The sequence below is a fragment of the Aridibaculum aurantiacum genome, from assembly GCF_017355875.1.
Classification (GTDB): domain Bacteria; phylum Bacteroidota; class Bacteroidia; order Chitinophagales; family Chitinophagaceae; genus Segetibacter; species Segetibacter aurantiacus.
Genome location: NZ_JAFEWC010000003.1, coordinates 443,431 through 455,372 on the forward strand (window position 1 = coordinate 443,431; position 11,942 = coordinate 455,372).

Annotated in this window: 4 protein-coding genes; 1 reads left to right on the forward strand and 3 read right to left on the reverse strand. The window is 44.7% G+C overall.

The features are described from left to right. Positions 1-15 precede the first annotated feature (15 nt). Positions 16-2,460 carry a bifunctional aspartate kinase/homoserine dehydrogenase I gene (gene thrA / locus J4N22_RS15545; RefSeq protein ID WP_207496093.1) on the reverse strand — a complete coding sequence of 815 codons (2,445 nt, stop codon included), beginning with the start codon at positions 2,458-2,460 and terminating at the stop codon, positions 16-18. 322 nt (positions 2,461-2,782) lie between these two features. On the opposite strand from thrA, the gene J4N22_RS15550 reads away from it, so the two are divergent. Further along, positions 2,783-5,362 carry a phosphoenolpyruvate carboxylase gene (locus tag J4N22_RS15550; protein WP_207496095.1) on the forward strand — a complete coding sequence of 860 codons (2,580 nt, stop codon included), beginning with the start codon at positions 2,783-2,785 and terminating at the stop codon, positions 5,360-5,362. A gap of 237 nt (positions 5,363-5,599) precedes the next feature. On the opposite strand, the gene J4N22_RS15555 is transcribed toward J4N22_RS15550, so the two are convergent. Together J4N22_RS15555 and gltB are read right to left on the reverse strand one after the other, a co-directional pair. Further along, a complete protein-coding gene (locus J4N22_RS15555) occupies positions 5,600-7,024 on the reverse strand; it encodes a glutamate synthase subunit beta (RefSeq protein ID WP_207496097.1) in 1,425 nt (474 codons plus the stop codon). Between the two features lie 269 nt (positions 7,025-7,293). Then, entirely contained in the window at positions 7,294-11,811 is a 4,518-nt protein-coding gene (gltB, locus tag J4N22_RS15560; RefSeq protein ID WP_207496099.1) for a glutamate synthase large subunit, read from the reverse strand. Positions 11,812-11,942 lie beyond the last annotated feature (131 nt).

Consider the following 11,942-nt stretch of genomic DNA (forward strand, 5'->3'; position numbering starts at 1 on the left):
TGATTGAAATGATGACTAGCTCTGGCCTGCGCGTATGATATCGGCAAATACACCCGATGCAGTTACTTCAGCGCCTGCACCAGCTCCTTTTACCACCAGCGGTTGTTCAATATACCTGTTGGTATAAAACAGCACTACATTATCCTTGCCATAAAGGTGGTACAAATCGTGTTGCGGGTGAATATGTTGCAGGCCAACCGAGGCTTTACCATTCTCATATTTAGCAACGAACTTCAGCTTGTTGCCTGCATTGTTTGCTTCGTTAAACAATCTCTTGAAGTGCTCTTCATGCTTAGGCATTTCATTGTAAAAATCTTCCACGCTTCCCTGCATGCATGCTTCGGGCATGAAGCTGTTATTGCTCACATCATCCATCTCCAGTTTCTGGCCTGCTTCACGCGCAAGTATCATTATCTTTCTCATCACATCAGTACCACTCAGGTCAAGGCGTGGATCAGGTTCTGTATAACCTTCGTCCTGTGCTTGTTTTACTACCCCGGCAAATGGCCTGCTACCGTCGTAGTTATTGAAAACAAAGTTCAATGTTCCACTTAGTACTGCTTCCATTCGGTTTATACTGTCGCCACTGCGCATCAGGTCGTTCAATGTTCCTATCACAGGCAAGCCTGCACCTACATTGGTTTCAAAAAGGAACTGCGCATTGTATTCACGTGCAAGATGTTTCAGCTTCTTATAATATTCGAAAGAAGAGGAACATGCTACTTTATTACATGCCACTATTGATATACTTTTTTCTAACAAACGATCGTAGATAGAAGCAATATCATTGTTTGCAGTAACATCAGCAAACACGCTGTTGCGTAAGTTCTTTTGAACAATGGTGCTAATGAATGCATCAAGGTTCATCTGTTCTCCTTGTTCCAGTTGTTCTTTCCACTCAGCTATGTTTATACCCTCATCGTTGAACAACATTTTTTTACTGTTAGCCATGCCCACAATTCGTATTTGCATCCGTAAGTGTTCTTGCAGGTATGCCTGTTGTTGTTGCAGTTGGGCCAACAGTTTTTTACCTACATTTCCCACACCTGCTATAAACAGGTTGATCTGTTTATAGGTGGTTTCAAAGAATTCTTCGTGCAGGATGTTCAAAGCTTTTTTTACATCGCGGTTAGCAATGACTGCTGAAATATTTCTTTCGGAGGCGCCTTGTGCAATTGCTCTTATGTTCACACCATTGCGTCCTAATGAATGAAACATCTTACCACTGATGCCTGGATGACTTTTCATGTTATCACCTACCAGTGCAATAATGGACAATTCTTCTTCTACTATCAACGGCTCTACTTTGCCTGCACGTATCTCATCGGCAAAAGTTGTATCTACAACTGCCTTTGCAGCTGGTCCATTCACTTCATCTATGCCTACACAAATTGAATGTTCAGATGAGCCTTGTGTTATCAGTATAACATTGATCTTTTCGTTGGCTAACGCCTCAAACAAACGTTTGCTGAAGCCAGGTATACCTACCATGCCACTTCCTTCAAGACTTAGCAGTACTACACAATTAATACTGGAAATGCCCCTGATACTGCTGCCATTGATGGGTGCAGTACTCTCTATTACGGTTCCTTCATCTTGTGGGGCAAATGTGTTTTTTATCCAAACCGGTATGTGCTTCTTCATTACCGGTTGTATAGTTGGCGGATAGATCACCTTAGCACCAAAGTGAGATAGCTCCATCGCCTCCTGGTACGAGATGCGGGGAATTACTTTGGCAGTGCCTACTATTCTTGGGTCTGCGGTCATCATGCCTGATACATCAGTCCATATTTCGAATGTTTTTGCATTGATAGCAGCGGCAATAATGGAAGCTGTATAATCAGATCCTCCTCTGCCAAGGGTAGTAACTGTGCCTTTTGCATCGCTTGCTACAAAGCCAGGCAATATGGATAGTTGGTGTTGATTGCTCTTGTTCCAACTATAGATCTTTTCGTAAGTAACAAAGAATTGTACAGCAGCAAATGTGTGGTTGCTATCTGTTACTATCAGTGCCCTTGCATCTTTCCACGCTACATTTATTTCTAATGTTTGTAAGCGTGCTGCTATTATCTGCGACGATAAAAGTTCACCATAACTCACCACGCGGTCCTTGGTCCTGTTCGATAATTCACCCAGCAGGTATATGCCGTTGCAAATATCCTCCAGCTCATTAAGGGTTGTTTTTACAAGGCTCAACATGCGGCTTTGGTGCGTTACCGGGAGCAGGTTCTTTACCGTATCCATGTGTCGCGACTCAATGGTCTGAAGTTTCTCTTTATATGCCTCATTGCCACCAGCGGCCATGGTAGCACTATCTAGTAAAAGGTCAGTAACGCCACCCAGTGCAGATACAACAACAATTGTTTTTCCTGCCTGTACCTTCTGCTGAATAATAGATATTACTTTCTCAATATTCTGAGCGTTGGCAACAGAACTTCCGCCAAATTTTAAAACTTGCATGAACCTGTTAGTTTGAAGAATGTGATATGAAATATTTCCTGGTAAGAGATGTGCGGCAAGCAGCCCAGTGGATGATATAGTAATGTACAACCCTTAAAGGGTTGTAATAATTGTAGTAAATGTGGTTCCCACAAATGTGGTAACCGCATGGCATGATGTATGTGAAGCGATATGGATGATTGATAGTTTCATCTGCTGAAGCTCCAAGATAACCAAAAGTTTAATCAGAAGAGCAATATCATTAAATATTCTTCAAAGGATGATGCTTATTTTTATGATCGTTCATGTTGCTGCTTTTAATAATTCGTAATCACACTTCAAAATGGGTAATCAATATCACCAGTCGAAAAACTTGCAGCATTTCAATAGCTATGTTGGTTTGAAATTTCAGCTTTACAACAGCTTATTTACAGCGTTGCCTTTTCATAGAATAGAAAAGACAGGTATTCAACTGGCGCTGCTTTTAAATGAATGTGAAGAAGGATATGCTAAAGGGCAAGGGCCTGTGCAGATAATTGAAGGCTATTTCTCCAGGTTTTTCTCCGAAAAAGATGAACAACATAAAGCAGATCTTCTATTCCTTTTTGTACAGTATGTAGAGCGGCAGGTTGTATTGTTCGATGCATTGGAAGATGCAGCTTTTAAACATGTAAATGACCTGGAAGGGATGGGCTCATTGAAAAGCCTGGAGATGGAAGTGAAGATGGAAAATGCAGAGAAGAAACTTGCTAGAAAGCTGGAAGATTTTTCCATCAGGTTGGTTTTAACTGCGCACCCTACACAATTTTACCCGGGCTCTGTTTTAGGTATCATCAATGATCTCAGTAAAGCATTGGCAGAGGATAATACTGCTCTTGTAAACCAGTACCTGCAACAATTAGGTAAAACACCTTTTTACAAAAAGCAAAAGCCAACACCATATGATGAAGCAATGAGCTTGCTGTGGTATTTGGAGAATGTATTTTACGCCGCAGCAGGAAATATTATTGCCTCTTTACAAACGTATTTTCCAAAAGCAATCTCACCTGCCAATCCTGTTGTTACTGTTGGCTTCTGGCCCGGCGGCGATAGAGATGGCAATCCAAATGTGTCAACAGACATCACTTTGAAAGTTGCCAATGCGCTGCGGTCCACTATTATCAAATGCTATTACAATGATGTACGGAATATAAAGAGAAGGCTGACCTTCAAAGGAGTTGATACCATCCTGCTGGACCTTGAGCAAAAGCTGTATGATCATATTTATGTGCTGCATCAAAACGCTGGACTTACTATCCAAGAAATATATGAGCCACTGGTGCAGGTAAGAGAGATCATAGTTCGCGATCATAACGAGATGTTCATCGGGTTGGTAGATAACCTGCTTTGCAAGTTGCAGGTGTTCGGATTATACTTTGCTTCGCTTGACATCCGGCAAGAAAGCACTGTTCATGGCCAGGTATTGCAAGCCATTGCGGCAGCAGATCAATCTGTGTTAGGTGATTATGCAAATCTTGATGAGGCAGGAAAAATTGAAGCGCTTATTTCTGCAAAGCCATTCAATAAAGAAGGAGAGTTTGAAGATGCCATAGTTGCGGATACCAATGCATCAGTGAAAGCGGTAAAAAAGATACAGCAGTACAATGGTGAGTTTGGCTGCCACAGGTATATCATAAGCCAGTGCAATTCAGCTTTGAATGTGCTTGAAGTGTATGGGTTATTCTTACTCAACGGCTGGAAGAAAGAAGAGTTGACTGTTGATATTGTTCCTTTGTTTGAAACTGTTGATGACCTGGTGAATGCTAAAGCCATCATGCAATCGTTGTATGAAAACAAAACTTACCGCCAACACTTATACCAGCGCAGCAACAAGCAAACCATCATGGTTGGTTTTTCTGATGGTACAAAAGATGGTGGTTACCTGATGGCTAACTGGAGCATTTACAAAGCAAAAGAGGAACTTACACGCATATCCAAAGAATATGATGTAGACGTTATCTTCTTTGATGGCAGGGGAGGACCTCCTGCACGTGGTGGTGGTAAAACGCACCAGTTTTATGCTTCTATGGGTGAGAATATCTCAAACAAAGAGATACAGCTTACCATACAAGGCCAGACCATTAGTTCAAGTTTTGGAACAGTAGATACAGCGCGTTATAACATGGAGCAGTTGCTGCATGCCGGTATAACTAATGGATTGTTTGAGCAGAATGAACTTACGCTGGAACCTGCAGCAGATGAATTGTTGCAAAAGCTTTCTGCCACCAGCTACGAAAGCTATAAAAAACTAAAGAACCATCCTTCATTCCTGCCTTACCTGGCCGATGTTAGCCCGCTGAATTTTTATGGCGAAACCAATATTGGAAGCAGGCCTACACGAAGAAGCTCTTCAGCTTTAAGTTTAAAATCATTGCGTGCTATTCCGTTCGTTGGTGCATGGAGCCAGTTAAAGCAAAATGTTACTGGTTACTACGGCTTGGGTACAGCGCTAAAAGCAGCAGAAGCGGAAGGAAATCTTCCGGCGCTTACTGAACTGTATCATTCTTCTTTGTTCTTTCGCACGCTTATAGATAATTGCGAGATGGCGATGAAGAAATGCTTTTTCCCACTTACAGCTCATCTTGCAGATCACCCGCAATATGGTGAACTATGGAAGCAGGTATATGAAGAATTTAAATTGACACAACAATACCTCTTCAAGATCACAGGACATAAATTAATGGAGAACTATCCTGTAGAAACAGCATCTATAGAAATGCGTGAACGGATTGTGTTGCCATTAACTACCATCCAGCAATACGCTATTCATCGCATACGCGAAATTGAAAGCAATGGCTCCGAAAATGGATTGAAAGAAAAGTATGAGCGACTAGTTGTTCGTTGTTCATTTGGTATCATCAATGCAGGCAGGAACTCAGCTTAATGAGAATTTCAAACATTTAAGTTCATAGGAAAAATAGGGGACATAAAATTTGTCTCCTTGTCTTATCTCTACCGTTATGTACTTGACGAGGTTGTATAACACATAGGTTCATAGGAACAGTAGGACAATAACACATAGGTTCATAGGAGCAGTAGGATACATAGCAAATAGATAAGCAGTTAGCTTCTTCTATGTTCCCTATTTCCTATGTACCTATGTGTTTAACAAAAACCATTTCTAGCTTTGTAAAAATGCATCCACCCGCTCCGCGCATTCACGTCCTTCATTTATTGCCCACACCACCAGTGACTGGCCACGACGCATATCGCCTGCAGAAAAGACTTTACTGATGTTGGTTTGGTAGTGTTTATCTGTTGCTTTAACATTACCACGTTCATCCAGTTCTATACCCATTCCATTCAGCAGGCCTTCATGCTGCGGGTGAACAAAACCCATAGCCAGCAATGCCAGCTCACAAGGAATTTCTCTTTCAGTGCCGAGTATCTCAACAAACTGGAAAGGCTTGCCATCTGCTGATAGTTTCCACTCCAGGTCCACTACTTTTAGCGCTTTCAGGTTTCCATTTTCATCGCCAATGAATGCTTTGGTAGTAATCGCAAATTTTCTCTCCGCGCCTTCCTCGTGCGATGAAGTTGTTTTCAACAACATCGGGTAAGTAGGCCACGGCATGTTAGCGGTACGTGTTGCAGGCGGCTGCGGTAACAATTCAAGTTGTGTTACTGATAAAGCGCCTTGCCTGTTGGATGTGCCGACACAGTCGCTGCCTGTATCACCGCCACCTATTACCACTACATGTTTGCCTGCAGCGTTCAAATTATTGATTGGCGCTTTGCCACCTACCGCTTTATTCTGTTGCTTCAAAAAATCCATGGCGAAAGCAACTCCATTCAGCTCTCGTCCTTCCACATGAAGATTGCGTGGAATAGTTGAACCTCCAGCTAATACAATTGCATCGTACTTGCGCAGCAGTTCATTGTAATGAACATTCACGCCCACCTCTGCATTGCAGATGAATTGTACACCTTCTTCTTTCATCACTTCTACCCGGCGCTCTACCACCCACTTCTCCAGTTTGAAATCAGGAATGCCATAACGCAGCAGGCCACCCGGCTCATCGTCTCTTTCGTACACCGTTACAGTATGACCAGCATAATTTAGTTGCGCTGCGGCTGCAAGGCCTGCAGGTCCTGAACCAACAATAGCCACCGATTTACCTGAACGCGTAAGCGGCTTATGTGCCTTCACCAGGTTTAGTTCAAAGGCTTTTTCTATGATGTGTTTTTCTATTTCTTCTATTGCTACAGGCGACTGGTTAATGCCCAATACACAAGCGCTTTCGCATGGTGCAGGACATACACGGCCTGTAAACTCAGGAAAATTGTTGGTAGATGCCAGGATCTCGTAAGCCTCTTTCCAATTCTGGCGGTACACCGCATCGTTGAACTCGGGTATGACATTGCCAAGCGGGCAACCATTGTGGCAAAAAGGCACACCACAATCCATGCAGCGCGCCGATTGCTGGTTCAGCTTTTCCGCTTCATATGCATGTACAAATTCTTTGTAGTCGTACCTGCGCTCTTCCACCGGCCGCTTCGTTGGCAGCTCTCGTGCAAATTCTAAAAAGCCTGTTGGTTTAGCCATGTGTATCTTTTTATGTTACCAGCATTTGTTCTTTGTTGATGCATTCGTTGCGCCTGCCTGCCGGCAGGCAGGTCGCACACTTGTGCTGTAAGTTTTCTATGCTGCATTGGCCGCTAAGGCGCTAAGGCACAAAGTGGCGCTAAGGCAATAAGTATAATCTTCGCGATCCTTAGTGTCTTCGTGTCTTGGTGGCTCAGAAGTGATCATTTATGTCCTACAGTACAAGTGAGTGACACAACGATGTTGAGCAGCGATCTACTGCTTGCGACCTACTTCTTTACCTCCTGCATTGCCACGTGCTTTGCAGCAAGCACCTTCTTATAATCTCTTGGAAACACCTTTACAAAATTTTTCAACTGGTTGTCGAAGTCGTTGATGATAAAACTTGCGACTGTGCTGTTGGTATAGTGCAGGTGCTGCTCTATCATGGTTCGTAACTCTGTTGCGTCAGTATCATCCACTTCATCCAGGTCCACCATCTCGTGGTTGCAGAGCGATGAAAAGTTGCCTTTCACATCGTACACGTAAGCAATACCGCCACTCATACCTGCAGCAAAGTTTCTTCCTGTATCGCCGAGTATTACCACGCGGCCACCGGTCATATACTCGCATCCATGATCGCCTACGCCTTCTACAACTGCATGCACACCAGAGTTGCGCACGGCAAAGCGTTCGCCTGCCTTACCGCGTATGTAAGCATGACCGGCAGTAGCACCATAGAATGCCACGTTGCCAATGATGATGTTTTCTTCAGGCGTGAATTTCGCATCCTTAGACGGATAGGCGATAAGCCTGGCACCAGAGAGACCTTTACCAAAATAATCATTGGCATCACCTTCCAGCTCCAGTGTTACACCGCGTGTATTGAAGGCGGCAAAGCTTTGACCGGCAGTACCATTGAACTTGAAATGAATGGTATCATCAGCAAGACCCTCAGCTTTATAAAGCTTCGTGATCTCGTTGGATAATATGGTGCCTGCTGTTCTGTCTGTATTCTTAATTGTAAAACTTGCCTGTACTTTTTGTTGATGCAATAGTGCAGGTTGTGCTGCTTCCAGTAATTGCCAGTCCAGCAGGTTATCAAGTGCATGGTCCTGCGCTTCCTGGTTGTATAATCTTGTTTCAGGTGCAGCAGGCTCCTTGTATAGTATCGGCGAAAGATCGAGGTTCTTGTATTTCCAGTGCGTGCTGTTAGGCTTCTGGTACAGGCAATCTACCTGCCCCACCATTTCATCAATAGTGCGGAAGCCAAGCTCCGCCATTATTTCGCGCAGCTCCTGTGTAATGAACTTGAAGAAGTTCACCACGTGATCTGCATCACCTTTAAAACGTTTGCGCAATTCTTTGTCTTGTGTAGCAATACCAACAGGGCAGGTATTCAAATGGCATTTGCGCATCATGATGCATCCCTCTACTACCAGGGCTGCTGTTGCAATGCCCCATTCTTCAGCACCTAGCAAAGTAGCTATGGCAACGTCTCTTCCTGTTTTTAATTGGCCATCCGTTTGTACTACCACGCGGCTGCGGAGTTTGTTCTTTACCAGTGTTTGATGTGTTTCAGCAAGACCAAGTTCCCAGGGTAAACCTGCATGTTTGATAGAGCTGAGGGGAGAGGCGCCGGTACCACCATCGTGACCAGCAATCAGCACCACATCAGCCTTGGCTTTCACCACACCGGCTGCTATGGTTCCTACACCAGCCTTGCTTACCAGCTTCACATTAATACGTGCTGCACGGTTTGCATTCTTCAGGTCGAAGATGAGCTGTGCAAGATCTTCAATGGAATAAATATCGTGGTGAGGAGGAGGAGAGATCAGTCCTACACCCGGTGTAGCATGACGTACTTTTCCGATCCATTCATCTACTTTATGTCCAGGTAGCTGACCACCTTCGCCGGGCTTTGCTCCTTGCGCCATTTTAATCTGCAGCTCATCAGCCATAGTAAGGTAATAGCTGGTAACACCAAAGCGTGCAGACGCTACCTGCTTGATAGCAGAGCGCATAGAGTCGCCATTCGGCAGTGGCTGGTATCTAAGTTCATCTTCGCCACCTTCACCTGTATTGCTCTTGCCGCCTAAGCGGTTCATGGCAATAGCAAGTGTTGAATGTGCTTCGTGCGATATAGAGCCAAAGCTCATGGCACCGGTAGCAAAGCGCTTGTAGATGTTTTCAGCCGGTTCCACTTCATCAATAGAAATAGAAGGGCGTGTAGGTTTGAATTCAAATTGGCTTCTTAGTGTGCAGGCTTTTTCGCTTTGATCATTCACCAGCTTACTGTACTTCTTGAACGTGTTGTAATCGTTTAACCGCGTAGAGTACTGCAGCAGGTGTATCGTCTGCGGGTTGAACAGGTGAAACTCGCCTTTCTTCCGCCATTCATATACACCACCTTCGGGAAGGCGCTGGTGTGGCATTGCCTTCTTGCTAAAGGCTAAGGCATGTTTTGCCAAGGTTTCTTTTGCCAACTCATCCAGTCCAATTCCTGCTATTCTTGATGTGGCGCCTGTAAAGCATTTGTCTACTACTTTCTTATTGATGCCAATGATCTCGAATATCTGCGCACCCTGGTAAGATTGCAGCGTGGAGATGCCCATCTTAGAGAAGACCTTCAGCAAGCCATCATTGACAGCCTTCTTATAATTTTCTTTCAGTTGTATATCATCAAGTGATGTTTCCAACTTGCCGGACAGCTTAAGATCGCGTATGGTAGAGAGCGGTAAATATGGGTTGATGGCTGTTGCACCAAATCCGATCAGGCAGGCAAAATGATGCACTTCCCAAACGTCACCGGCTTCTATTATCAAGCCCACTTTACCACGATAACCTTTGCGTATCAGGTGGTGATGAACAGTGGCTGTGGCAAGTAGTGAAGGAATAGGCGCGTGTTCAGAATCAATAGCGCGATCAGAGAGAATGATCACTTCAAAACCATCTTCTACGGCATCGGCTGCATAACGGCAAAGCCTGTCGAGACCGCGCAATAACGAACCTGGTTTTCCGTCTGCAACAAAATAAGATTGCAATGTTTTAGCCTGGAAAATGCCTGTATCTATACTGCGGATCTTTTCCAGCTCATGATTGCTGAGCACCGGGTGCTTGAGCGCTACGGTATGACAAGCAAGCGGTTCTTCTGCCAGTAGATTTCCATTGCTGCCGGCGAAGGTAGAAAGTGACATCACCAGCCTTTCGCGAATTGGGTCAATGGGTGGATTGGTAACCTGTGCAAACAATTGTTTGAAGTAGTTGCTGATGTGCTGCGGCTGATCGCTGAGGACGGCCAGTGGCACATCGGTGCCCATTGAACCAATAGGCTCTTTTGCATCAAGCGCCATGGGTGCAATGATGTTGGAGATGTCTTCGTGCGTATAGCCAAAAGCCTTTTGATATTTTACAATAGCATCGTGCTCCAGGTGTGTAAACATCACCCTTGGCTCCGGTAGTTCCTCCAGCCTGATCTTGTATTTATTCAGCCAGTCAGCATACGGCTTTTGCGAGCAGATGCTTTGCTTCAGTTCTTCATCGCTGATGATCTTGCCTTTTTCAAGATCTACAACGAACATCTTTCCCGGCTGCAGTCTTCCATTCTCTTTTATAAGCGCAGGATCAACAGGGAGTACGCCTGTTTCAGAAGCAAGGATAACACGGTCGTCTGTTGTGATGCAAAAACGTGAAGGACGAAGACCATTACGATCAAGTGTAGCGCCTATGATCTTGCCATCAGTAAAAGATATGGAAGCTGGTCCATCCCAAGGTTCCTGGAAACATGCATGGAACTCGTAAAAGGCTTTCTTTACCGGGTCCATGCTTTCGTTGCCATCCCATGCCTCAGGTATCAGCATCATCATTACATGTGGTAATGATCTGCCGGTGAGGGTGAGCAGCTCTATCATATTATCTAAACATGCTGAGTCCGATTGTTGCGATGTAACAACCGGCAGCAGCATATCCATTTCTTCTTTACTGAAGAAAGGAGAGGAGAATATTTTTTCGCTGGTGCGAAGCCAGTTCAGGTTTCCTTGTAAGGTGTTGATCTCGCCGTTGTGCGCAATGTAGCGGAAAGGCTGCGCCAACTTCCAGGAAGGAAAGGTATTGGTAGCAAAACGTGAGTGAACAAGACCAAAAGCAGAAACCACTCGCTTATCACCGAGGTCAGGATAATAGTGGCGCAGCTGGTTGCTCGATAGCTGGCCTTTATAGATGATTATTTTGTAGGAGAGGGAGGCAATGTAGAAGCCAATAGCATCCTGCTTGATGGTGCTGTTAATGGTGTGGCTGGCGTAGTTGCGCAGCACATAAAGTTTGCGTTCAAACTCTTCGCGGCTTGTTATATGGTCGGGGCAGCCAATGAATACCTGTTCCATCTCCGGCTCTACTTCCAGGGCCGATGGTCCAATGCCATCCTCGTTGACTGGTACAGAGCGATAAAGCAATACTTCCAGCCCAAGCTTTTCAGCTGCACGGTTAAAGATGGCGCGGCATTCTTCGCGTAGCGGTACATCTTTGGGAAAAAAGATGATACCGGCGCCATACCTTCCAAAGGCAGGCAGGTGCACACCTTGTTTCAGGCATTCATCAAAGAAGAATTCGTGCGGAGTTTGAATAGTGATACCTGCGCCATCGCCTGTATTATTTTCGCAACCACAGGCGCCACGATGCTCCATATTTTCCAATATGGTCAGCGCATCGGAAACGATCTGGTGGCTTTTGTTGCTCTTGATATTGGCAACAAAACCGATCCCACACGCATCGTGTTCAAACTCGGAAGAATATAAACCGTGGCCTGCCATAATGTATAGTTTAATTGTTAAGGCTTCGGCTGTAGCAATCGATAGAAAAGAGATCAGTGATCAGTGATTAGTGGTCAGAGATCAGAAATCAGAGGTCAGTGGTCAGCGTTCGAAGTCAAAAGTCAAAAGTC

Bases quoted from the DNA above. Each gene is read 5' to 3' on its own strand.
- thrA (WP_207496093.1), bottom strand. From the start codon at position 2,460: ATGCAAGTTTTAAAATTTGGCGGAAGTTCTGTTGCCAACGCTCAGAAT.
- J4N22_RS15555 (WP_207496097.1), bottom strand. From the start codon at position 7,024: ATGGCTAAACCAACAGGCTTTTTAGAATTTGCACGAGAGCTGCCAACG.
- J4N22_RS15550 (WP_207496095.1), top strand. From the start codon at position 2,783: ATGGGTAATCAATATCACCAGTCGAAAAACTTGCAGCATTTCAATAGC.
- gltB (WP_207496099.1), bottom strand. From the start codon at position 11,811: ATGGCAGGCCACGGTTTATATTCTTCCGAGTTTGAACACGATGCGTGT.